This window comes from Agromyces indicus, assembly GCF_031432295.1.
Taxonomy (GTDB): Bacteria; Actinomycetota; Actinomycetes; order Actinomycetales; family Microbacteriaceae; genus Agromyces; species Agromyces indicus.
In genome coordinates, this window is sequence record NZ_JAVKGS010000001.1 from 649,029 (window position 1) to 669,881 (window position 20,853).

Here is a 20,853-nt window from a genome sequence, read left to right on the forward strand (position 1 = left end):
CGGAGTTGTCGTCAGCCTTCTAGCCTTGCTGACCCTCGTCTTCGTCGTCATCGCTCCTCCACCCCCGCGCATTGCGGTTGAGCGTCGCATAGCACCTGGCACGGAACGCGTCACGTTCCTTCGACGCGCGTCGAATCGGGCGACGGGCGCCGTCGATGAAGCCTTGGCGCGTGGACGCACGAGGCTATTCGGGGAGCGCGAACTCGACCTGGCCGGCATCAAGTCGACGCCCTCGCAGTTCGCGATCTACATAGCATCCGGCGCGAGCGTCCTAGCTGTCATCGGGGCAGTGCTCGGATTGATCAACGGGACTTCGCTTCTGTTGGCCATCATCTTTGCAGCGGTGGCCCCGATCGCGGCCAAGATCATCCTGATCATGCGAACGAGTGCGCGGCGCGCGAAGTTCGCCGACCAAGTCGATGACACCGTCCAATTGATTGCTGGCGGGCTCCGCGCCGGCCATGGACTTTCGCGTACGGTCGCGGGTGTGGCTTCGGACGCGGACGCCCCAATGGGTGAGGAACTCGCGCGAGTGGTAAACGAGACGCGCCTCGGGCGCCCTCTGCCAGATGCGCTCACAATCGCCGCCCACAGGATGCAGAGCGATGATTTCGAGTGGATGGCTCAGGCCGTGGCGATCAACGCAGAGACCGGAGGCAATCTCGCCGAAGTCCTCGACCAGGTGGGCCGCACGATTCGTGAGCGTAACCAGATTCGCCGGCACGTCGCCGCGTTGAGTGCCGAGGGGCGACTGTCTGGGCTCATTCTCATCGCGCTGCCCATCTTCGTATTCGTCGCCCTGCTGTTCCTTCAGCCGGCATACATCGGCGTCTTCTTCACCAACCCACTGGGCGTCATCGCGCTCATCCTCGCAGGCGTGCTTCTCGTTCTGGGAAGCATCTGGATCAATGCGGTCGTGAAGGTGAAATTCTGATGGGCTGGGAAATCCTGGGCTATGCAGCCGTCGCTGCCACAGTCGTCGGTATCGCGGCGTTCGTGTTCCTGCTCTTCCCAGCGCGGAAGACAGTGTCTTCGAATGCCAGCGCGGATGCCGCCGTATTGACGCAGCAGCCTTCAATGGGCGCATCCCTCGTTACTGCTGCTCCTCAAGGTTACGTCGGCTGGCTCGGCCGCCAGATCGTGCTCGCGGGAAGGCCAGCGGGCCTGACAGTCGCGCGGATTCTGCGGCGCAAGATCGTGTTGGGGGTCCTCGCCGCCGTGGTAGGCGCGCTTGTCATCGCGATAGACCCGCACCCATTCAGGATCCTGCTCTCGATAGCCGGCGTTCTCATGCTCTTCTTCCTCGCCGACGTGCGCATCAACAGTCAGGCGCACGATAGACAGGACAAGATCCAGCGCGCGCTGCCGGACACTTTGGACCAGATGACGATTGCCGTCGAGGCGGGGCTCGGATTCGATGCTGCGATGGCCAAGGCAGCACGTGGGGGCCACGGGCCGCTCGCGGAAGAGCTGGTGCGCGTGCTGCAGGACATGAGCATCGGTCGTTCGCGCCGCGATGCCTTTCATGAACTTGAAGGACGAACGAACGTGGAGGAGCTCCGGAGATTCGTTCGCGCGGTCATCCAGGCCGACGCATACGGCATCTCGGTCGGCGACGTCCTGCGCGTTCAATCCGGCGAAATGAGGTTGAAGCGCCGCCAGCGTGCGGAGGAAGCGGCACAGAAGGTGACCGTCAAGATTCTCTTCCCGCTCATCTTCTGCCTCCTTCCCGTCCTGTTCATCGTGATTCTCACACCAGCGGTCCTGCAGATCATCGAGCGATTCGCCTAGCGCGTCCTCGAGAACGCTGCGATAGACGTTGGCTTCAGATGGCAGCGCGCGCCGCCGCCTAGGCTGGCCGCATGGAGGGGGACACGACCGCCACCACCGCATCGCCACCCGAGCGGACGGAATCCGCCGCGTGGGCGCCCGACGTCCTCGGCCCCGACTTCGAGCAGCTCACCCTGCCGCTCGGCGAGGACGACGAGGGCGAGGTCGTCGCGACGCTGGTCCGGTACGTCCCGCCGCCGCGCGAGCCGCGGCGCGAGCCGCGCTGGCGCTGGCCGTGGCAGCCCGCGCCCGAGCCGGAGGAGCCGCCCGCGGCATCCGGAGCCGACGTGCTGTACGTGCACGGCTGGAGCGACTACTTCTTCAACCCCGGGATCGCGCGCTTCTGGGCCGACGCCGGGGCCCGCTTCTTCGCGCTCGACCTGCGCAAGTACGGGCGCTCCCTCCGCGACGGCCAGACGCCCGGGTACGTCACCGACCTCGCGACGTACGACGCCGACATCGAGGCCGCGCTCGCCGTGATGGGCCACGGCCGCCCCGAGTCGACGACGGATGCCGCCGGCACGGCCGGCCCCGCCGCATCCGCTCGCCCGCTCGTGCTCATGGGGCACTCGACCGGCGGTCTCACGCTCAGCCTCTGGGCCGATCGCAATCGGGGACGCGCCGTGGCGCTCGTGCTGAACAGCCCGTGGCTGGAGTTCCAGTTGCGGAGCATCGGCCGGCAGGCGATTTCGCCGGTGATCGAGTTCGGGGCGCGCGTGAACCCGTCGCGGCCGCTGCCGAACATCGACCGCGGGTTCTACGCGCGCTCGATCTCGCGCCTGTTCGACGGCGAGTGGGAGTACGACGCGCGCCTGCGGCCCGACCGCGGCTTCCCCATCCACCCCGCGTGGCTGACGGCGATCCTCGCCGGGCACAAGGCGATCGATGCGGGGATCGACGTGGGCGCCCCGGTGCTGACGCTGCTCTCGGCGCGTTCGACGTTTCAGCCGCGGTGGGATGACGCGATGCTGACCTCCGACACCGTGCTCGTCGTCGACGACATCGCCCGGCACGCCATCGACCTCGGCTCGGAGGTCACCGTCGTGCGGGTCGACGGGGCGCTGCACGACGTGTTCCTGTCGCGGGAGCCGGCGCGCGCCGCCGCCTACGCCGCGATCACCCGCTGGCTCCGCGGGTACGCGCCGACTAGCGGAAGTTGACGAACTGCAGGTCGACGTCGAGGTCGGCGGCCTTCAGCAGGCGGATGGTCTCCTGCAGGTCGTCGCGGCTCTTCGACGAGACGCGCAGCTCGTCGCCCTGGATCTGCGACTTCACCGTCTTCGGGGCCTCGTCGCGGATGATCTTGCCGATCTTCTTCGCGTTCTCCTGCGAGATGCCGTTCTTCAGGGCGATCTCGATGCGGAACTCCTTGCCCGACGCATACGGCTCGCCGGAGTCGAGCGACTTCAGCGAGATGCCGCGCTTGATGAACTTCGACTGCACCACGTCGAGCACGGCCTTGACGCGCTCCTCGGAGGTCGCCTTCAGCAGGATCTTCTCGCCCGACCACTCGACCGACGCGCCCACGCCCTTGAAGTCGTAGCGCTGCTCGACCTCCTTGCGGGCCTGGTTGACCGCGTTCTCGGCCTCCATCTTGTCGACCTTGCTCACGATGTCGAACGTCGAATCTGCCATGCGGGCCAGTCTATCGAGGCGCCGAGCGGATGCCACGGGTCAGGGTCCCTCGACCGGAGGGAACCGCAGCGCCAGCTGCCGACGCTGCGCGGGGGAGTCGGTGAGGGCGATCGCCTGCCGCGCGGCATCCGTCGCCTCGTCGTGCCGGCCCAGCCGGGCGAGCAGCTCGGCGCGGAGCCCGTGCGCCCACGGGTAGCGGTCGAGCCCCGCGATGCGGTCGAGCTCCTCGAGACCGGCGCCGGGTCCGCGCACCTCCGCGACGGCTGCGGCGCGATTGAGCGCGACGACCGGGCTCGGGTCGAGCGTCAGCAGCACGTCGTACCACGACAGGATCGCCGTCCAGTCGGTGGATGCCGCGTCGGGGGCCATCGCGTGGCAGGCCGCGATGGCGGCGGTGACGGCGAAACGCTCGGGCCGCTGCGAGCTGAGACGGATGGCACGAGCCGCCCGGTCCACGCCCTCGGCGATCATCGCCCGGTCCCAGCGCGAGCGGTCCTGGTCGGCCAGGAGCACGAGTTCGCCCGCGGCATCCGTTCGCGCGTCGCGCCGCGAGTGCTGGAGGAGCATCGTCGCGAGCAGCCCCTCGAGCGCCGCCTCGCCCGGCATCAGCTCGACGAGCAGGCGACCGAGCCGCACCGCCTCGTCGGCGAGCGCTCGACGTTCGTGGGGCCCGTCCGATCGCGACGCGTACGCCTCGTTGAACATGAGGAACACCGTCGTCGCGACGGTGCGCAGCCGTTCCGGCAGGTCGGCCTCGTCGGGGATCCGGTACGGGATGCCGGCATCGGCGATCTTGGCCCGGACGCGCACGAGCCGCTTCGCCATCGTCGCCTCGTTCACGAGCAGGGCTCGCGCGACCTCGCCCACGCTCAGCCCGCACAGCGTGCGCAGGGCGAGCGCGACCTGCGCCTCGGGCGCGAGCGCGGGGTGGCAGCAGGTGAAGACGAGTCGCAGCTGGTCATCGCGCACCACGCTCGGCTCGGGCGCGTCCGGCGCCGTCTGCACGGCCATCAGCGTCGCCTCCCGTTCCTTCTGCGGGCGGATGCGGTCGCGTCGGAGCCGGTCGATGGCCCGTCGCTTCGCAGCGACGATGAGCCATGCGCGAGGCTCCGCAGGTACTCCGGTGCGCGGCCACTCCTGCAGCGCCGCCATGGACGCGTCCTGCACGGCGTCCTCGGCGACGCCGAGGTCGCCGGTGAGTCGCACGAGCGTCGCGAGCACCATCCGCCCCTCGAGACGGATGACGCTCGCGAGCGCGTCGCGCGACCCGCGGGCGTCGGTCATTCCGACGGCGCCATCGCAGGGAGGTCGGGAACCGGGCGCACCTCGACGGCTCCGTTCCAGGCCGCCGGGATGCGCGTCGCGTGCCGGATCGCCTCGTCGAGGTCGGCGCACTCGAGGAGGAAGAACCCGGTGAGCGCCTCCTTCGTCTCGGCGTACGGGCCGTCGCTCAGCACGACGTCACCCCCCTCGCCACCCGTGACGCGCACCGTGGTCGCGGTTCCGGTCGGGTACAGGACGGCACCGCCGCGGATGACGTCGGCCGATTCCTGGCCGAACCGCGAGTACTGCGCCATCTCCTCGGCCTGCTCGGGCGCCGTCCAATCGACGTCGGCGGTGTAGGTGAGTGCGATGTAGGTGGGCATGATCCGCTCCGTTCGCTCGGCCGGCCCCCGTGGCCGGCTCTACTGTAAGGACGAACGGGGCGGCGCCGGAAGGACACCGAGCCGGCAGCGCTCAGCGGTACCAGACGGTGGTCTCGCCGGGCAGCACCGCCGGGTCGGGGTGCGGCCCGCTCGCGAGCACCAGTTCGCGCTCGGCGAGGGCCGCGGGCAGCGCGACGGGCGAGGTGCCGAAGTTCGTCACGACGGTCCAGCCGCCCGGGCGCTGGAACCCGAGCACCTCCGGCTCGTCGAGCTGGACCCACGCGAGCTTCTCGGTGCCCTGCAGCTCGTGCCGCAGTGCGAGCGCCCGCCGGTACATCGACAGGGTCGACGTCGGGTCGTCCGCCTGCACGTCGACCGCGTACGACGCGAACCACGCCGGCTGCGGCAGATGGGATGCCGCGGACGGCCCGAACCCGAACGACGGCGCGTCGGCGACCCAGGGCAGCGGCACGCGGCATCCGTCACGCCCCACCTCGACGCCGGCATTGCGGAAGAACGACGGGTCCTGCCGCTCCGAGTCGGGGATCTCGGCCACCTCGGGCAGCCCGAGCTCCTCGCCCTGGTACAGGTAGGCGCTGCCGGGCAGGCCGAGCAGGAACAGGCTCGCTGCGCGCGCCCGCCGCAGCCCGCGCTCCGAGTCGACCTCGGCCGGGTCGCCGCCGGCGAGCAGCCACTGCCGGCCGACGTCGCCCTCGTTGTCGGGGTCGTCGGGCAGGCCGTACCGCGTCGCGTGGCGGACGACGTCGTGGTTCGAGAACACCCACGTGTTCGACGAGCCCGTCTCGGCCGAGAAGGCCATGTTGCGGTCGACGATCTCGTGGAACTCGGCGGCGTCGAAGTTGGCGCGCAGCAGGTCGAAGTTGAACGCCTGGCCGAGGCTCGTCGGTGCGGCGTACCGGTGCCGGCGCGACGGCGCGACCCACGCCTCGGCGACCGCGATGCGCGGCGGGTCGTACTCGTCGAACACGGCGCGCCACTCGGCGTAGATCTCGTCGAGCTCCTCGCGATCCCACAGCGGGTGCGCGCCGTCGGTGGCGAGCTTCATCTCCTCGAGCTCGGCGTGCGAGCGCAGCGGGTAGGTCAGGTCCTTCGCGAGCGCGTGCGCGACGTCGACCCGGAACCCGTCGACGCCGCGGTCGGACCAGAAGCGGAGGGTCCGCAGGAAGTCGTCCCGCACCTCCCGGTTCGCCCAGTTCAGGTCGGGCTGCTCGCGCGCGAACAGGTGCAGGTAGAACTGGCCGTCGCCCACCGGCTCCCATGCCGACCCGCCGAAGATCGACTGCCAGTCGCTCGGCGGCTGCGTGCCGTCCGGGCCCTCGCCGTCGCGGAAGAGGTAGCGGTCGCGGGCCGCCGAGCCGCGCGGCGACGCGAGCGCCTCGCGGAACCACTCGTGCCGGTTCGACGAGTGGTTCGGCACGATGTCGGCGATGAGCCGGATGCCGGCGGCGTGCAGCGCCGCGATCATCTCGTCGAAGTCGGCGAGCGTGCCGAGCTTGGGGTCGACGTCGCGGTAGTCGTCGACGTCGTACCCGCCGTCGGCGAGCGCCGACGGGTAGAACGGCGAAAGCCACACCGCGTCGACGCCGAGCTCGACGAGGTACGGGATGCGCGACGTGATCCCCTTCAGGTCGCCGATGCCGTCGCCGTTCGCGTCGGCGAAGCTGCGCGGGTAGATCTGGTACACGGCGGCCTGGCGCCACCAGTCCGGGTCGGTGGCGAGCACGGTTCCGGCGTCGATCGTGGTCGGGCGCGAGGTGGTCATGCGGTGCGTTTCCTCTCGAGGGTGGTGCGGTACGTGAGGCCGAGCGGATGCCGCGGGGCGGCGGTGTGCGCATGCGCCCGCCCCGCGGCATCCGTGGACCTTACTTGATCGATCCCCGCGTGACGCCGGAGATGACCCAGCGCTGGCTGAAGATGTAGATGATGAGCAGCGGCGCCATCGCCATGAGGTACGACGCGAACGCAACCGTGTAGTCGACGTTGAACTGCCCCTGGAACACGTACTGCACGAGCGGCAGCGTGCGGTGCTCGGGTTCGGTCAGCACGACGAGGGGCATGATGAAGTCGTTCCACGCCCACACGCACGTGAGGATGCCGACCGTGGCGTTCATCGGCATGAGCAACGGGAAGATCACCTGCCAGAACACCCGCCAGGTGCCCGCGCCGTCCACCCTCGCCGCCTCCTCGAGCTCGATCGGGATCGAGCGGATGTAGGCGGTGTAGATGAAGATGTTCAGCGACAGGCCGTAGATCGTGTACAGGATGATCAGGCCGCCCGGGTTGTCCATCCCGAGGATCGCCGTCTGCTTCACGAGCGGCAGCATGATGATCGGGAACGGGATGAACAGCGCCGCCAGCAGGTAGAAGAACACGACCTTGAAGAACGGCCGGTGCAGGTTGCGGGCGATGCCGTAGGCGACGACCGAGCTCGTGAGCAGCGTGAAGATCACCGAACCGACCGTGATGAACGCCGTGTTCAGCAGCGCCTGCGGGAAGTTCGTGCGCTCCCACGCCTCGGCGAAGTTCTGCAGGTTGATCGGACTCGGCCACTCGAAGCCCGTTCCCCCGGCGAGTTGGTCGGGCGTCTTCAGCGCGACCACGACCGCGAGGTACATCGGGATGAGCACGGTGAGCGAGCACACCGCGATGAGGGCGGTCGCCCACCAGTTGATGCGGCGGGTGTCGTCGGATTCGCGTCCGGGGCGGCGCCGTCCGCGGCGTGCCCGCTCCTCGGGCATCGCCTCGGAGGCCTGCGCCGCCGTGGTCGTGGTGGTGGTCATCAGAATTCGGCCTCTCTGCGCTGAAGGACCCGGAACTGGAAGAGCGAGACGATCGTGATGACGATGAAGAAGATCACCGCGTTCGCCGTCTGGTAGGCGAACTCGCCGCCCGAGAAGCCGCCCTTGAAGATGAGCAGCGTCACCGATTCGGTCGAGGTGCCCGGCCCGCCGTTGGTGAGGGCCACGATCGGGTCGAACACCTGCAGGAAGCTCTTGAGGCTCAGCACCACGTTGATGGTGAAGAAGGCCCCGATGAGCGGGAACGTGATCGACCGGAACTGCCGCCACGCACCGGCACCATCGATGGACGCCGCCTCGTAGAGTTCACCCGGGATCGTCTGCAGCCCGGACAGGTAGATGATGATCGCGAACGCGCAGGCCTGCCAGACGGCGAGCACCACGATCGTGATCCACGCCCACTCGGGACTCGTGAGGATGTTGTCGCGGAACACCGGAATGCCCGCCAGGATCCTCGGCAGCGAGTTCGAGAAGAAGAACTGGAACACGTAGCCGATGACGAGGATGGCCAGCACGTACGGCACGAAGAAGACGCCGCGGAAGAAGTTCCGGCCGACGATCTTCGCGTTCAGTCCGAGCGCGATGGCGAGCGAGAACACGTTCGTGAGGATCGTCGCGACGATCGCGAACAGGAACGAGAACCCGTACGCCTGCAGCACCCGTTCGTCGCCGAACAGGTTGGCGTAGTTCGACAGCCCGACGAAGTTCCAGGCGCCGTAGCCGGCGTAGTTCGTGAAGCTGAAGAAGATGCCCACGAGGACCGGAAGGGTGTGGAAGGCCGCGAAGGCGATGACCGCGGGCCAGACCATCCAGTAGTACGCGGGCGCCGCCCGCCTGCTGTCGGAGCGCATCCGGGTGGCGCGCCCGGCACCGCCGCCGCCCGTCGACGACCGCGTCGCCTGGGTCAGAGTGCTCATGTCATTCTCCCGTCACGGGGATCGTGCGAGCGGCGACCTTGGCCCACTCGCGATCGAGGGTGGCGAGCGCCTGGTCCGCATCGCCGGTGAAGAGTGCCTGCTGGACGGTCGCGTCGAGCGGGATGCCCGGCGGCACCTGGTGGTCGATGAAGCCCGTGATCCGGCCCTCCTCGAACCACGGTGCGACCGACTGGATGGCCGGGTCGTCGCTGAGCTCGGCACCCTCGACCGAGGGGATCATGAACTGCGACGCCGCGAAGGCCGTGATCACGTCCTCCCGGAAGAGGTACTCGATGAAGCGCATGGCTTCCTCGCTCTTCGGCGCGTCCTTGCCCATGGTCACGACCACGTCGACGCCGGAGACGAGCAGCCGGTCGTCCGGGTTCTCGGTCGGATACGGGAAGATGCCGAGGTTGATGTCGGGGTTCACGCCCAGGATGGGGTTCACCGCCCAGATGCCCTGCATGTACATCGCCGCCTCGCCGTTGGCGAATGCCGCATTGCCGTCGTCGTACGTGCGGCCGCGATAGCCCTCCTGCGCGAAGGAGTAGAGCTGGGCCTGCTGGTCGAGCACCTCCTGGTAGTCCTGCTGGAAGGACACCGACGAGTCGGCGCCGACGTCGGCGCCCTCCTCGCGCATCTCGTCGAAGAAGCCCTCCTGCGCCGGGTAGGCGCCGAGGCCGTTGAACGATGGCAGCGTCGTCCACGCGTCGCCGAGCGTGCCGTAGAACGGCGTGATCCCGGCATCCTGCAACTGCTCGCACACCTGGATGAGCTCGTCGAAGGTCTCGGGGACCTCGATGCCCTGCTCCTCGAAGATGTCGATGTTGTAGATGATGCCGTCGGCGTTGTTGACGTAGCCGAGGCCGTTGACCTCGTCGCCGAACGTGCCGAGGTCGGCGAGGATCTCCTGCACCGCCGGGTTGATGGTCTCGAGCACGGGATCGTCGCTGAAGTCGTGGAAGACCCCGGCCTGCGCGAGGCGGCCGAAGTTCCCGTTGGCGTTCAGCGTGATGACGTCGGGCGTGCGGTCCTTCACCAGGAGCGTGCGGATCAGCGTGTCGGCGTCGGCGACCTGGTTCTGCACCACGTCGATGTCGGGGTTCTCGGCCTCGAAGTCGTCGATGATCTGCTGGAAGTCCTCGAGCGCCTCGCCCTTGAACTGGAAGAAGTCGAGCTGAGTCCGGCCGTCGCCGCCGCCCCCGGTCGCGCACCCGGCGAGCAGCAGGCTCGCGGCGGCGGTGAGGGCGACGGATGCCGCGGCGACGGGCGCTCGTCGCCGACCTCGCCGTCTCCGGTGCGAATGCGTGCGGATGGTCTGGTCCCTCATCGTGCGCCTCCTTGCGCGTTCGGGTTGGAGCGTCAGGCGGTGGTGAGCTCGAGCAGCACGAGCTGCCCGGGGAAGAGCACCGGGGCCTGCAGGCCCGCGGTGCCCAGTTGCCGGCCGGTCAGCACGATCGGCTGCTCGGCCCAGGGGAGCGTGGACTGGCCGGGGCCGTGGTCCACGCGTCCGGCGGCGATCCGCACCGCGTACCTGCGGTCCGGGTCGAGGCCCGGCAGCGTGAAGCGGCCGGGCGGGTGGGTCACGCTGGTGGTCACCTGCGTGAACGTGAAGAGCGCGGATGCCGCGTCGCCCGCGACCACCCCGCGCACGTCGGTGGTGTCGTCGCGGGTGTCGCCGTGCACGAGCGTCCCGGTGTGGATGAGCGCGCGGTGCCGCTTGTGGAGGTCGACCCATTCGCGCACGCGGGCGAGCCCGGCGTCGTCGAGGGTCGTCAGGTCCCATTCGACGCCGAAGTGCCCGAACAGGGCGACGCCGGCGCTCGTGTCGAGCTGCACGGTGCGGCCCGTGGTGTGCACCTCGGGGCTCGTCAGGTGGGCGCCCATCATCTCGGCCGGCACGAGGATCCCGGTGTAGCGCTGGATCTGGAGACGCTCGATGGGGTCGAGGGTGTCGCTCGTCCAGATCCGGTCGGTGTGCTCGAGGATCCCGAGGTCGACGCGCGCGCCGCCCGACGCGCACGACTCGATCTCGAGTCCGGGGTGGCGGCGCTTGAGCTCGGCGAGCAGCCGGTAGAGCGCCTGCACGTTCTCGTGCACGCGCGCTCGGCCGGTGTGGGCGCTGCCGGCCTCGAGCAGGTCGCGGTTGTGATCCCACTTGAGGTAGGCGATGTCGTACTCGGCGAGCAGCGCGTCGAGCCGCTCGAGCAGGTACTGCCAGGCGTCGGGGTTGGCGAGGTCGACCACGTACTGCTGGCGCGCGGGCACGGGCAGGTCGTCGCGCCCGCGGAGGATCCAGTCGGGGTGGTTGCGGGCGAGCTCGGAGTCGAGGTTCACCATCTCGGGCTCGACCCACAGGCCGAACTCCATGCCGAGCGACGTGACCGTCTCGATGAGCGGACCGAGCCCGTCCGGCCACACGGTCTCGTCGACCCACCAGTCGCCGAGGCCCGCGGTGTCGTCGCGGCGGCCGAGGAACCATCCGTCATCGAGCACGAACCGCTCGACGCCGACGGATGCCGCACGCCGGGCCAGCTCGTCGATCTTCTCGCGGTCGTGGTCGAAGTACACGGCCTCCCACGTGTTCAGCGTGACCGGGCGCGGGCGGCGCGGATGCTGCGGACGCGCGCGCAGCTCGCGGTGGAACCGGCTCGACAGCTCGGTCAGCCCGTCGCCCCAGGAGCCGATCGCCCACGGCGTCGCGTACGACTCGTCCTGCTCGAGGACGACCTCGCCGGGGGCCAGCAGCTCGCCCGCGCCGAGGGAGGACTCGCCGGTGGGCAGGCGCTCGGCGAGGAGGCGGTGGTTGCCGCTCCAGGCGGTGTGCACGGCGTGGACCATCCCGCGTTCGAAGCCGAATCCGCGGCGGCCCGCGGCGATGACCAGGCTCGCGTCGGCGCCGGGACGCCCACGGCGGCTCTCGCGCAGGTGCGTGCCGATCGTGAACTCGTGGCGCTGCGGCGACCGCTCGCGCAGGTGGCGCCCGGTGGTGTCGAGGAGTTGGTCGGCGATCGCGGGAACGGGGAAGAACGGGGTGAGCGCGACGACCGAGTAGGGCGCGTCCGCGAGGTTCCGCAGGGTGATGCGCTGCCGGAACAGGCCCGAGGCGGTGACCTCGAGTTCGATGGTCGCCTCGAGCCGGGCGGCGTCGTCGCGGGCGGTGATCGTCGCCGTGGCGGCGTCCGTCTGCACGTCGACGGTCGCGAGGCGCGTCGAGAAGTCGCGGCCGTCGCGATGACCCGCGAGGCCGGGGGTGCCGAGCCACCCCGACGACTCCTGCGGGATGAGGGTGAGGGCGGCGGGCACGTCGATGCCGCCGGAGACGCGCTGGGGGATCGCCGCGAGGGCCATGGCCGCGAGCTCGTCGGCGCCCACCTCGCCGAGGTCGGGTCCCCAGTGCACGATCGCCGGGAGGGGCGCGTAGTCGAGGGAGAGCACCACGCTGGTGCCGCCGTTGCGGAGGTGGATCGGGTCGGTGCCGCGCTGCATGACGTTCTTTCTATGACAGAAATAAATGATCTGTCAATCCCGTTGCGCCCGACGTCGGGGCCGTGTTTCGTCGGTACGTTCGTGTCAAGATGGAACGAACCACGGCGATGGAGGCGGCGATGACGCAGGTCGAACTCGGCGGCTCCGCGCGAGAACTGGCCCGTCAGGTGCTCATCCACGGCCCGATCTCCCGCGCCGACCTCGGCCGCCGCCTCGGCCTGTCGCCCGCGAGCCTCACCCGGCTGTCGAAGCCGTTCCTCGACCGCGGCCTGTTCGTCGAGGCCCCCGACCTCGTGCAGGGCGCCACCGGCCGGCCCGCCCGCCCGCTCGACGTGCGCGCCGACGCCCGCCGATTCGTCGGCGTGAAGCTCAGCGGCGACGCCGCCCATGCCGTGCTCACCGACCTGCGCGCCACCGCGGTCGCGCGCGAGGAACGCGCGCTCGACCGGCACGACCCCCGCGCGGTCGTCGACGTCATCGGCGACCTCGTCGAGACCCTGCTCGCCGTCGAGGGGCCCGACCTCCCGAGCGTGTCCGGCCTCGGCGTGAGCGTCGGCGGCAACGTCGCCGACCAGCGCGTCGTCACCCGCGCCCCGTTCCTCGGCTGGCGCGACGTCGCGCTCGCCGACCTCCTCGAAGCGCGCCTCGGCCTGCCCGTCGACGTCGAGAACGACGTGACCGCGCTCACCACCGCCGAGCAGTGGTTCGGCCCCGCCCGAGGGCGCGACGCGTTCGCCGTCGTCACCGTGGGCGCCGGCGTCGGCTACGGGCTCGTGATGCACGATCGGGTCGTGACCACGCCCGACACGGGCCTCGGCCTCGGCGGCCACCTGCCCCTCGACCCCAGCGGCCCGCTCTGCGTCGACGGACACCGGGGTTGCTCGACCGCGATGCTCTCCATTCCCAGCATCTGCGCCCAGGTCGGCATCGCGTTCGGGCGCGAGATCGGCTACGACGAGGTGATCGAACTCGCGGCGGCGCGGCATCCGCTCGCCCGTTCGGTGACGGATGCCGCGGGCCGCTCGCTCGGCCGCATGATGGGCTACATCGCCAACCTCGCCATGGTCGACGCGATCGTGCTCTCGGGGGAGGGCGTCGGACTGTGGTCGGTCGCGGGCGACACGGCGCTCGCCGCGCTCGCCGCGGATCGCGACCCCGAGGCGTCCGAGGTCGTCGTGCACGTCGACGACACGGGCTTCGACCCGTGGGCCCGCGGCGCGGCCGCCGTCGCCATCCAGGGCGCGCTCGCGCGCCTGCGCCTCCCCGCCTGACGCACCCGCCCCGCGGGGGCCGGTCAGAGCTCGGACGGGGTGGCGGTCGAGGAGCGCACGCGCAGCTCGAACGGCAGCTGCGTCATCGATGCCCCGGGTGCGGCATCCGGCCCCGGCTCGAGCTGCTCCATGAGGATCTCGACGGCCTGCTCGCCCTGGCCGCGCGGGAACTGCGCGACCGTCGACAGGCCGAAGAAGTCGGAGAGGTCGTAGTCGTCGATGCCGATGATCGACACGTCGCGCGGCACGACCAGCCCGAGGTCGCGCGCGGCGAGGATCGACCCGATCGCCATCTCGTCGGATGCCGCGAAGATCGCCGTCGGCCGGTCGTGGGGGCGCCCGAGCAGCTGCTTCGCCGCGTGGTAGCCGCCGCGGATGGTGAAGTCGGCCGGCGCGAACAGCGTCGGGTCGGGCTCGACGCCCACCTCGCGCAGCGCCGCCTCGTACCCGAGTCGTCGGTTGGTGGGCAGGTGGAAGTCGAGGTCGAACTCGAGGTCGCCGCCGATGTGCGCGATCCGCCGGTGGCCGAGCCCGATGAGGTGCTCGGTCGCGAGCCGCGCCACCCCCACGTCGTCGATCGTCAGGGTGCGCACGCCGGGGATCGGACCGCCGACGCCCACGAGCGGCTTGCCGAGGTCGTGGAGGCGCTGCACCTCGTGCTCGGTGAGCTCGAGCGACACGGCGATGACCGCGTCGACGCGCTGGCGCAGCAGGAAGTGCTCGAACACGCTCGAGCGCTCGCGCCCGTCGCCGGACAGGTTGTAGAGCGTGAGGTCGTACCCGCGGCGCAGCAGCGCCTGCTGGGCGCCCTCGAGCACCGACGAGAAGAACCACCGGTTGAGGAACGGGATGACCACGCCGATGTTCCGGGTGCGGCCCGAGGCGAGGCTCGACGCGTTCGACGACACGACGTAGCCGAGCAGGGCCGCCGCCTCCTCGACCTTCGCCTTCGACGTGGGGGAGACGTGACCGCGGCCGCTCAGCGCACGCGAGACGGTCGCGGTGGAGACCCCCGCGAGCTTCGCCACTTCCTCGATGCCGGCCATCGCTCCTCGCCCGCCGCGGACTGCTCGGGGTGCAGGCCGGCGGCACCCGATCCTATCGCCGCGCGGAGTGGCGCATTGCCGCGTCCCTCGGACTGGGGTAGGAAAGCAGCGTTCAGGGCTCGTCCTCCGGGGGGACAGGCTTGCCCACCTGCACCGTGATGAAAGGGAAGTCCGCGTGAAGTGGGTCAAGCGCCTCGCCCTGGGGCTCGTCGTCGTGTTCGCCCTGTTCTACATGATCACCCGTCCGGAGGATGCCGCCGGCGCGGTGCAGGGCGCGGTCGCCGCCGTGTGGGGCGGTGTCGAGGCGGTGGGCCGGTTCTTCTCGTCGCTGGCCGCCGCGTAGTCGCGAACGGATGCCGCCGGTGACCCCGAACGCCCGCAGCCTGTTCGACCCGCGGGTCGAGCGGTTCCTCATCGCCGACGAGGGCGAGGTGATCGTCGACGAGGTCGCCAAGCACTGGGCCGCGATCGTCAAGCCGGTCCTGCTGCTCGTCGCCGCGGCGCCGCTGCTGATCATCGCGTTCTGGGTGCCGCCGCAGGCGTGGTGGCTGCCGGCGCTCGCCGCCCTCGTGCTCGCCGTGTGGGGCCTGTGGCGCATTCTGCAGGCGCAGATGGACCGCTTCGTGATCACCAACATGCGCGTGTTCCGCGTGCACGGCATCCTCACGCAGAACATCGCGACGATGCCCCTCGCGCGAATCCTCGACATCTCGGTGCGCCGGCCGGTCGTCGGCCGCATCTTCGGCTTCGGCCACTTCGTGTTCGAGTCGGCCGCGCAGACCCAAGGGCTCAAGGAGATCCGGTACGTCGGGGCGCCCAACGAGCGTGACCTCACCATCCAGCGCGTCATCGCCCGCGCAGGCCTCCGCGGTCCCGTGCGCGGCACCCAGCCGATCGCCCCCGTCCCGCAGGTGTTCCCGCCGTCAGCGACGCGTCACCCTGCCGGCCCCGACGAGTACCGCGACGGCCGGCGCGACGAGCTCGGCCCGAACGACACGATGCCGATCCACCTGTGAACGGATGCCGCCCGGCGGGCCGCGCCGGGACGGCCGCCGCGGGTGCGGCGCGGGCGTCGTGGCATCCGCTCGCCTCGATTTCTCGACACGCCGCCGCATGGGTATCCTTGTGTGGCCCCCGGTCGCGTGAGGAACGTGGTCGGGTGTACGGCGAGTTACCCAAGCGGCCAAAGGGATCTGACTGTAAATCAGCTGGCGTAGCCTTCGGGGGTTCGAATCCCTCACTCGCCACTCCCGCAGAATCATGCGGAAGTCCGCCCCGCCAGAGCTCATCGCGAGCCACTGAGCGGGGCGGTTTCGTCTCTCGTGAGCACGCGGGTGAGCACACTACTGCTCGGGGAGAGCAGATCAGCGACGCCCGACACGACCTGACGAGCGCGATCGCCGACCAGATGCGCGTAAAGGTCGCGAGTGATCACCGACGTGCTGTGACCCATGAGCTTCGACACGACGCCCATGTCCTCACCGCTGCTCAGCGCGAGCGACGCGAACAGGTGCCGCAGATCGTGGAAGCGCTGACGCGGAAGCCCGCAGTCGCGCTGCAACGTCTCGAACAGCTTCGACGCGTACGCGGGCCGCAGCTGCCGCCCGTCGCTCATCGTGAACACGCGCCCCGAGTCGACCCACGCGACCCCAGCAGCGTCGCGCTCGGCCTGCTGCGCGATCTGCCACCCGATCAGCGCAGCCACGGCGCGATCGCCGAGCGGCAGCACACGCTGCGAGCCCGCCGCCGTCTTGATCGACTGCTCACGAACGTCGCCGCTCACATCGACCAGCTGCACGCGCACCGTGAGCTTCCGCGCGGCGAGGTCGACATCGGCCCACCGCAGCCCGCAGAGCTCGCCGCGCCGAAGGCCGGTGAGGATCGCGAGCTCGAACAATGCGCCGAGACGATGCGACGCTGCCACGTCGAGGAAGCGCGCAGCCTCAGCGGGCTCCCACGGGCTCACGCGCTTCGTGGCGACGTTCGGCAGCGTCTTCGACTTCGCGGGCAGAACCGCAGGGTTCGTGTCGATCAGGTCGCGCGCGAGAGCGTCGCTGAGCGCACTGCGCAGGGTCGCGTGGATGCGTCGCACCGTCGTCGCGCCGCGCCCGGCGCGCGTCAGCTGCGCGATGAAGTCGGCCACATGCTGCTTGCGCAGCCGGGACAGCGGCACACGCCCCAAAGCGGGCACGATCTCGGCATCGATGTGTCGGCGGTACTCGCGCACGGTCGTCGGCTTCAGCGAGCGCTCTGCGTCGATGAGCCACGACGCGAGGAAGTCGCCCAGGGTCTGCTCACGCGTGCGCAGCGTGCCGCCCGCTCGCAGCACGCGAGACGCGTCATCGTGGGCCCGCTTCGCCTCGCTCTTCGTTGCGAAGCCGCCCCGCGTGACGAAGCTGCGTTTGCCCGTGTCGGGATCGGTGCGCGTGAGCCGGTACGTCCATGTGCCGTGTCGCGGATTCGACTTCAGACTCGGGCACGCGTTGCCCATCACCTTGCCGCTCGTGTCGCGGCATCCGCAGCGTCGGTAGATCATCGGTTGTCCTCTCTCGGGTCGAGCAGGCCCAGCTCGCGGCAGCGGTCTAGCCAGCGGTAAGCGGTCGCTCGTGCGATCGGGAGACCGCCCCTCGCGAGCTCGCGCAGCGTCGCGGCCACCGGATCGCGGGGGTCGGCTCGCAGGTGACGGCGGTACGTCTCGGCCAAGCGAACGAGCTTGTCGCGGGTGGGGCCCCGTCGCCCGCGTCGGCTCTCGTCGCCCGTCTGCTCCGTGGCCTCTGCGACCGTCGCGAGCTCGTCAGCGACCCCCTCGAAGCGGGCGAGCCCAGTCGGGCCGATCTCGCCGACCGAGCGCGGGGGAGCAACGCCGCTCTCGCGCCATGCGATCGTGCGAAGGATCGCGGCGGGTTGGATCGCGCGAAGCGTGTTCGCCGTGATCTCGCCCTCGCCGCTCATGTGCAGGCCCGTGATGACGAGTCGCCCGTCTGCGGCCTCCGCGACGCGCACGAAGAGCCGCCCGGCGTCGCCTTCGGTGTCGTCGACGGCGAGCCAGCTGCCTGCTGCGAGCTCATCGAGGGGGAGCGGCGCAGCGGGCGTGATGTCCCAGCGTGAGTGCTTCATGGACTGGATGCTACACGCGCGTATCGATATATGCGACAGATGCGCGTGAGACAGGATGAGTTGCGCTAATGCTTGTTATCAAGCGCCATTAGCTGTCTCACAAAGGCGCGCTGAGTCGATAGAGGACGAGGCTGCGCGCAATCGTCTCGATCACGCATCATGGTGCCCATGAGCATGAACGTGATCGACGAAGCGCGAGCCCGGCGCAGCCTCCCGGCCCCGGCCCTCGCCAAGGCAATTCGCGAAGCCGCAGGCGTCAGCCAGTCGGCAATCGCCCGATCGCTCGGCGTGACGCGCATGACCGTCTCGCGCTGGGAAGCCGGGTTCTGCCGCCCGAGCCCCGAGCACCTGAACGCGTACGCCGACATCCTGCGGACGCTCGACGCAGAGGCGCGAGGCGAATGATGAGCGCCGCGAACACCGACGAGCGACTGACGATCAGCGTCGAGGAAGCCGGGCGTCTGCTCGGGCTCAGCAGGCCGGGTGCGTATCGCGCGGCGAAGCGCGGCGACATCCCCACGATCCGGATCGGCAGGCGGCTGCTCGTCTCGCGCGCTGCGCTGCTCGCGATGCTCGACGCGGCCCCCGAGCACTGACCACCCCGCGCGGCTCCCAACGCGCCCGACGACACACGACCACCGAGACAGGGAGCCACCCGATGAGCGAGAGTGCGCCGAGCGGCGATCGCGAGACGTTCACGATGATCGGTGACAGCTTCGTCGACGCCCCGGACGTGCCCATGGCTTCGCGGTGGCTGCTGATCGTGCTGAAGCGGCTCACGAGACGGAGCGAGGGTCGCTGGGTCGGCAAGGTCGACGATCTCGCAAGGCTCGCGAGCATGTCGAAGTCGACGGCCCTGCGCGCGACCCCGCCGCTGGAGGAACGCGGCTACGTCCGCGTCAGTCGCAACAAGCGGGGCAGCAGGAACGACGTGAACGAGTACAGGCTGCTGCGCGTTTCGGTGTCAGATCGACACCGAAACGATGTCACGCGTGACCCCGCTTCGGTGTCAGAACGACACCGATCTCGGCGTCAGAATGACACCGGCGTCGGTGTCAAGATGACACCGCCTATAGAGACAGAGACAAGAGACTCTGTTTCGTTCATCGACGAGTCGCTGAACAATCGCGAGAACGAAGCTGCGAGGACTGTCGTCGACAGCGCTCGTCACGATGTCGACGACTCGGCTCGGGCATTCGCTGACGACGATGCAGACGCAGCAGCCTCGCAGGCAAGCACCGTCGATCTCGCCGCACTGATCGCAGAACTGAAGTTCCTCCGCGAAGCCGTGCATGGCGAGACGGTGACGCCCGAGCAGATCGCCAGCTGGCAGCGCATGTCGCGCAGCCAGATCGAGGCCGGCATCCGGCTGGCAAAGGGCAGCGCGGCATGAAGCGCTCGACGAAGCACCTCGACGGGCTCGGCGCGTTCGCGCTCGCCGACGCGATCATGGCCGAGCTCGGCAACCCGAGCATCGACGAGATCGAGGCTGGCGAGCGCGCGGCTCGTGCTGCTCAGCCTGCGATGGTCTACGAGCTCGCGGCCACGTTCGACGCGATCGACGAGAGCGACGACCTCGCGGTGCTGCTCGAAGAGCTCGACGCGCCCGCTGCGATCGACGCCCGTGCGCGCGAGCTCCGAGCGATCAACCGGCGTCGTGAGCGAATCATCCGCAAGCACTTCGGAAGCGGGCAATGAGCGGCGCAGCGCTGGGAGCTCGCGTGGCGCTCTCTGAACGCGTGGACGAGCTCTCGCACGCGAGCGACGCGGAGAGCGCGTCTCCGACGATCCTCCAGCTGCGCGCGCATGAGACAGACGAAGGGAGCCAGACACGATGAGCGGATACGAGCGAGTGCATCAAGAGCTCAAGGCGCGGCGAGGCAACGCTGTGGGACGCCGGTGCGTCGCACCCGGCTGCACACGACTCGCAGACGGGTGGGGACTCGTCGGCGATGAGGGCACCCTGCGGTTCAGCGAGGACGGCCACGGCAAGCGCGTGCGCTGGAGCGACGATCTCGCCGACTACAAGCCTCTGTGCATGACGCACAACAACCAGCTCGATCACGGCGGCGACTGGCTGCTATGCCCGCGAGGACACTCGCGCGCAGCATTCGGTGTCGCAGCAGACGGCATGTGCCGCCGCTGCAAGAGCGAGCGGAGTCGCGAGGACCGTGAGCGCGGAGGCGATCAGTACCGCGCCAGGAACCGCGAACGGATGCGTGCGCGTCGCGCCGCTATGAGCGCCGACGAGCTCGAACGCCTCCGCGCGAGGCAGCGCGAGAACAACCGCTCCTATCGCGCACGGAAGCGAGCAGCAGCGAGCTCCACGAAGACCCTGCACGCAGACAGCGCGCAGTAACCGGCCACCCGGCCACCGAACACGAGGGGAATCACTCACATGACGAACTACGCCGAAGCGATCAAGCAGTACCGCGACGCGGTGCACGCCGCTGTGACGCACACCGACGACGCGCTGACGCCCGATGCGCTGGAGGCCACGCGTCGCCAGCGTGTCGAGCAGGCGCGCGCGTCTCTGCTCGCCGCACGCCCGACCCTGCCGCAGCCGTCTGAGACGCACGACGGCGTGCTCGACGCGAAGCGGGCGCGCACCGCTGACGAGATCGCCGTGCTCCAGCACGAGCAGGCGCAGGTGCGCGCCATGCTTGAAGCCGGGCAGTCGCTGGCGAACATCCTCAGCAACGCCCGCCCGGAGCGCGCTCTCGCGATCGTCGACCTCGTGGAGACGCTGCCCGAAGTGCTCGCGTCGACCAGCCGCGCCGAGATCATCGACGAGACGCGGCTGCGCGCGTTCGACCGGCTCGTGGAGCTCGGCGACCCTGACGCTGTGAACGCCCGCGAGGTCGAGCAGGCGGCGGCGGCTCCGCTCGCGTGGCACCGGGCGATGACCGAGACGGCGGAGTCGTTCGACGCGTCGATCAGCGCGATGCAGGAGGTCTACCGGCTCGACCCCGACGCGTACGAGATCGCACGCTCTGGCGGCGGCGAGCAGACGGCGCGCCAGCTGCGCATGCTCGAAGACGGGCGCAGCGCGTTCGTCGCCGCGAGCGACTGACGACTCGAAC

General features: G+C 69.9%; 23 protein-coding genes and 1 tRNA gene. 13 read left to right on the top strand and 11 right to left on the bottom strand.

Features of this window, described 5'->3' with window-relative positions:
- Positions 1-25: 25 nt before the first annotated feature.
- The 3 genes from RH861_RS03090 (at position 26) to RH861_RS03100 (ending at position 2,990) form a co-directional block, all read left to right on the top strand.
- Positions 26-934, top strand: coding sequence for a type II secretion system F family protein (locus RH861_RS03090; RefSeq protein WP_310519699.1), 909 nt, complete (start codon positions 26-28; stop codon positions 932-934).
- Positions 934-1,791: a type II secretion system F family protein gene (locus RH861_RS03095; protein ID WP_310519700.1), complete on the top strand. Its 858-nt coding sequence runs from the start codon at positions 934-936 to the stop codon at positions 1,789-1,791. Before RH861_RS03090 ends, RH861_RS03095 begins: the two co-directional genes overlap by 1 nt.
- Before the next feature lie 71 nt (positions 1,792-1,862).
- Positions 1,863-2,990, top strand: a complete 1,128-nt coding sequence (locus tag RH861_RS03100) for an alpha/beta hydrolase (protein WP_310519701.1) — start codon at positions 1,863-1,865, stop codon at positions 2,988-2,990.
- Here RH861_RS03100 and RH861_RS03105 read toward each other — a convergent pair.
- The 8 genes from RH861_RS03105 to RH861_RS03140 form a co-directional block, all read right to left on the bottom strand.
- Positions 2,977-3,465: a YajQ family cyclic di-GMP-binding protein gene (locus tag RH861_RS03105; protein ID WP_067950348.1), complete on the bottom strand. Its 489-nt coding sequence runs from the start codon at positions 3,463-3,465 to the stop codon at positions 2,977-2,979. The genes RH861_RS03100 and RH861_RS03105 overlap by 14 nt on opposite strands.
- Before the next feature lie 39 nt (positions 3,466-3,504).
- Positions 3,505-4,749 carry an RNA polymerase sigma factor gene (locus tag RH861_RS03110; protein ID WP_310519702.1) on the bottom strand — a complete coding sequence of 415 codons (1,245 nt, stop codon included), beginning with the start codon at positions 4,747-4,749 and terminating at the stop codon, positions 3,505-3,507.
- Positions 4,746-5,111, bottom strand: a complete 366-nt coding sequence (locus RH861_RS03115) for a YciI family protein (protein WP_310519703.1) — start codon at positions 5,109-5,111, stop codon at positions 4,746-4,748. The genes RH861_RS03110 and RH861_RS03115 overlap by 4 nt, the downstream gene beginning before the upstream one ends.
- 91 nt (positions 5,112-5,202) lie before the next feature.
- Entirely contained in the window at positions 5,203-6,894 is a 1,692-nt protein-coding gene (locus RH861_RS03120; RefSeq protein ID WP_310519704.1) for a glycoside hydrolase family 13 protein, read from the bottom strand.
- A gap of 100 nt (positions 6,895-6,994) precedes the next feature.
- The gene (locus RH861_RS03125) at positions 6,995-7,912 is read right to left on the bottom strand and encodes a carbohydrate ABC transporter permease (RefSeq protein ID WP_310519705.1); all 918 of its coding nucleotides are present in this window, start codon (positions 7,910-7,912) and stop codon (positions 6,995-6,997) included.
- Positions 7,912-8,847, bottom strand: coding sequence for a carbohydrate ABC transporter permease (locus RH861_RS03130; RefSeq protein WP_310519706.1), 936 nt, complete (start codon positions 8,845-8,847; stop codon positions 7,912-7,914). Before RH861_RS03130 ends, RH861_RS03125 begins: the two co-directional genes overlap by 1 nt.
- A 1-nt stretch (position 8,848) precedes the next feature.
- Entirely contained in the window at positions 8,849-10,177 is a 1,329-nt protein-coding gene (locus tag RH861_RS03135; RefSeq protein ID WP_310519707.1) for an ABC transporter substrate-binding protein, read from the bottom strand.
- A 32-nt stretch (positions 10,178-10,209) separates the two neighbouring features.
- Positions 10,210-12,336 carry an alpha-galactosidase gene (locus RH861_RS03140; RefSeq protein ID WP_310519708.1) on the bottom strand — a complete coding sequence of 709 codons (2,127 nt, stop codon included), beginning with the start codon at positions 12,334-12,336 and terminating at the stop codon, positions 10,210-10,212.
- Positions 12,337-12,425: 89 nt separating this feature from the next.
- Between RH861_RS03140 and RH861_RS03145 the strand changes: the two genes are divergently transcribed.
- Positions 12,426-13,607, top strand: coding sequence for an ROK family protein (locus RH861_RS03145; RefSeq protein ID WP_310519709.1), 1,182 nt, complete (start codon positions 12,426-12,428; stop codon positions 13,605-13,607).
- Between the two features lie 23 nt (positions 13,608-13,630).
- Here RH861_RS03145 and RH861_RS03150 read toward each other — a convergent pair whose 3' ends face one another.
- Positions 13,631-14,653, bottom strand: coding sequence for a LacI family DNA-binding transcriptional regulator (locus RH861_RS03150; protein WP_310519710.1), 1,023 nt, complete (start codon positions 14,651-14,653; stop codon positions 13,631-13,633).
- Positions 14,654-14,828: 175 nt separating this feature from the next.
- Here RH861_RS03150 and RH861_RS03155 point away from each other — a divergent pair, with 175 nt between their 5' ends.
- The 3 genes from RH861_RS03155 (at position 14,829) to RH861_RS03165 (ending at position 15,900) form a co-directional block, all read left to right on the top strand.
- Positions 14,829-14,996: a hypothetical protein gene (locus tag RH861_RS03155; protein WP_197467039.1), complete on the top strand. Its 168-nt coding sequence runs from the start codon at positions 14,829-14,831 to the stop codon at positions 14,994-14,996.
- Positions 14,997-15,015: 19 nt separating this feature from the next.
- Positions 15,016-15,669, top strand: a complete 654-nt coding sequence (locus tag RH861_RS03160) for a PH domain-containing protein (RefSeq protein WP_310519711.1) — start codon at positions 15,016-15,018, stop codon at positions 15,667-15,669.
- 149 nt (positions 15,670-15,818) lie between these two features.
- Positions 15,819-15,900, top strand: a tRNA-Tyr gene (locus RH861_RS03165).
- A gap of 38 nt (positions 15,901-15,938) precedes the next feature.
- Here the strand turns inward: RH861_RS03165 and RH861_RS03170 are convergent.
- Both RH861_RS03170 and RH861_RS03175 read right to left on the bottom strand, forming a co-directional pair.
- Positions 15,939-17,189 carry a tyrosine-type recombinase/integrase gene (locus RH861_RS03170; protein WP_310519712.1) on the bottom strand — a complete coding sequence of 417 codons (1,251 nt, stop codon included), beginning with the start codon at positions 17,187-17,189 and terminating at the stop codon, positions 15,939-15,941.
- Positions 17,186-17,770, bottom strand: coding sequence for a hypothetical protein (locus RH861_RS03175; protein ID WP_310519713.1), 585 nt, complete (start codon positions 17,768-17,770; stop codon positions 17,186-17,188). The genes RH861_RS03170 and RH861_RS03175 overlap by 4 nt, the downstream gene beginning before the upstream one ends.
- A 168-nt stretch (positions 17,771-17,938) precedes the next feature.
- Here RH861_RS03175 and RH861_RS03180 point away from each other — a divergent pair, with 168 nt between their 5' ends.
- From RH861_RS03180 to RH861_RS03205, 6 genes are all read left to right on the top strand, one after another.
- Complete coding sequence (locus RH861_RS03180) at positions 17,939-18,175, top strand: helix-turn-helix domain-containing protein (RefSeq protein WP_310519714.1); 237 nt, start codon at positions 17,939-17,941, stop codon at positions 18,173-18,175.
- Positions 18,175-18,366 (top strand): helix-turn-helix domain-containing protein, encoded by a 192-nt coding sequence (locus RH861_RS03185; RefSeq protein WP_310519715.1) that lies wholly within the window; start codon positions 18,175-18,177, stop codon positions 18,364-18,366. Before RH861_RS03180 ends, RH861_RS03185 begins: the two co-directional genes overlap by 1 nt.
- A gap of 62 nt (positions 18,367-18,428) precedes the next feature.
- Positions 18,429-19,163 (top strand): hypothetical protein, encoded by a 735-nt coding sequence (locus RH861_RS03190; protein WP_310519716.1) that lies wholly within the window; start codon positions 18,429-18,431, stop codon positions 19,161-19,163.
- Complete coding sequence (locus RH861_RS03195) at positions 19,160-19,468, top strand: hypothetical protein (protein WP_310519717.1); 309 nt, start codon at positions 19,160-19,162, stop codon at positions 19,466-19,468. The genes RH861_RS03190 and RH861_RS03195 overlap by 4 nt, the downstream gene beginning before the upstream one ends.
- 136 nt (positions 19,469-19,604) lie before the next feature.
- A complete protein-coding gene (locus RH861_RS03200; protein ID WP_310519718.1) occupies positions 19,605-20,129 on the top strand; it encodes a hypothetical protein in 525 nt (174 codons plus the stop codon).
- A 39-nt stretch (positions 20,130-20,168) separates the two neighbouring features.
- Complete coding sequence (locus RH861_RS03205; RefSeq protein WP_310519719.1) at positions 20,169-20,843, top strand: hypothetical protein; 675 nt, start codon at positions 20,169-20,171, stop codon at positions 20,841-20,843.
- The last annotated feature ends 10 nt before the right edge of the window (positions 20,844-20,853 follow it).

Excerpts from the sequence above, each read along its gene's own strand:
- RH861_RS03095 (WP_310519700.1), top strand. The coding sequence starts at position 934 with ATGGGCTGGGAAATCCTGGGCTATGCAGCCGTCGCTGCCACAGTCGTC.
- RH861_RS03100 (WP_310519701.1), top strand. The coding sequence starts at position 1,863 with ATGGAGGGGGACACGACCGCCACCACCGCATCGCCACCCGAGCGGACG.
- RH861_RS03105 (WP_067950348.1), bottom strand. The coding sequence starts at position 3,465 with ATGGCAGATTCGACGTTCGACATCGTGAGCAAGGTCGACAAGATGGAG.
- RH861_RS03110 (WP_310519702.1), bottom strand. The coding sequence starts at position 4,749 with ATGACCGACGCCCGCGGGTCGCGCGACGCGCTCGCGAGCGTCATCCGT.
- RH861_RS03115 (WP_310519703.1), bottom strand. The coding sequence starts at position 5,111 with ATGCCCACCTACATCGCACTCACCTACACCGCCGACGTCGATTGGACG.
- RH861_RS03120 (WP_310519704.1), bottom strand. The coding sequence starts at position 6,894 with ATGACCACCTCGCGCCCGACCACGATCGACGCCGGAACCGTGCTCGCC.
- RH861_RS03125 (WP_310519705.1), bottom strand. The coding sequence starts at position 7,912 with ATGACCACCACCACGACCACGGCGGCGCAGGCCTCCGAGGCGATGCCC.
- RH861_RS03130 (WP_310519706.1), bottom strand. The coding sequence starts at position 8,847 with ATGAGCACTCTGACCCAGGCGACGCGGTCGTCGACGGGCGGCGGCGGT.
- RH861_RS03135 (WP_310519707.1), bottom strand. The coding sequence starts at position 10,177 with ATGAGGGACCAGACCATCCGCACGCATTCGCACCGGAGACGGCGAGGT.
- RH861_RS03140 (WP_310519708.1), bottom strand. The coding sequence starts at position 12,336 with ATGCAGCGCGGCACCGACCCGATCCACCTCCGCAACGGCGGCACCAGC.
- RH861_RS03145 (WP_310519709.1), top strand. The coding sequence starts at position 12,426 with ATGGAACGAACCACGGCGATGGAGGCGGCGATGACGCAGGTCGAACTC.
- RH861_RS03150 (WP_310519710.1), bottom strand. The coding sequence starts at position 14,653 with ATGGCCGGCATCGAGGAAGTGGCGAAGCTCGCGGGGGTCTCCACCGCG.
- RH861_RS03170 (WP_310519712.1), bottom strand. The coding sequence starts at position 17,189 with ATGATCTACCGACGCTGCGGATGCCGCGACACGAGCGGCAAGGTGATG.
- RH861_RS03175 (WP_310519713.1), bottom strand. The coding sequence starts at position 17,770 with ATGAAGCACTCACGCTGGGACATCACGCCCGCTGCGCCGCTCCCCCTC.
- RH861_RS03180 (WP_310519714.1), top strand. The coding sequence starts at position 17,939 with ATGAGCATGAACGTGATCGACGAAGCGCGAGCCCGGCGCAGCCTCCCG.
- RH861_RS03185 (WP_310519715.1), top strand. The coding sequence starts at position 18,175 with ATGAGCGCCGCGAACACCGACGAGCGACTGACGATCAGCGTCGAGGAA.
- RH861_RS03190 (WP_310519716.1), top strand. The coding sequence starts at position 18,429 with ATGAGCGAGAGTGCGCCGAGCGGCGATCGCGAGACGTTCACGATGATC.
- RH861_RS03195 (WP_310519717.1), top strand. The coding sequence starts at position 19,160 with ATGAAGCGCTCGACGAAGCACCTCGACGGGCTCGGCGCGTTCGCGCTC.
- RH861_RS03200 (WP_310519718.1), top strand. The coding sequence starts at position 19,605 with ATGAGCGGATACGAGCGAGTGCATCAAGAGCTCAAGGCGCGGCGAGGC.
- RH861_RS03205 (WP_310519719.1), top strand. The coding sequence starts at position 20,169 with ATGACGAACTACGCCGAAGCGATCAAGCAGTACCGCGACGCGGTGCAC.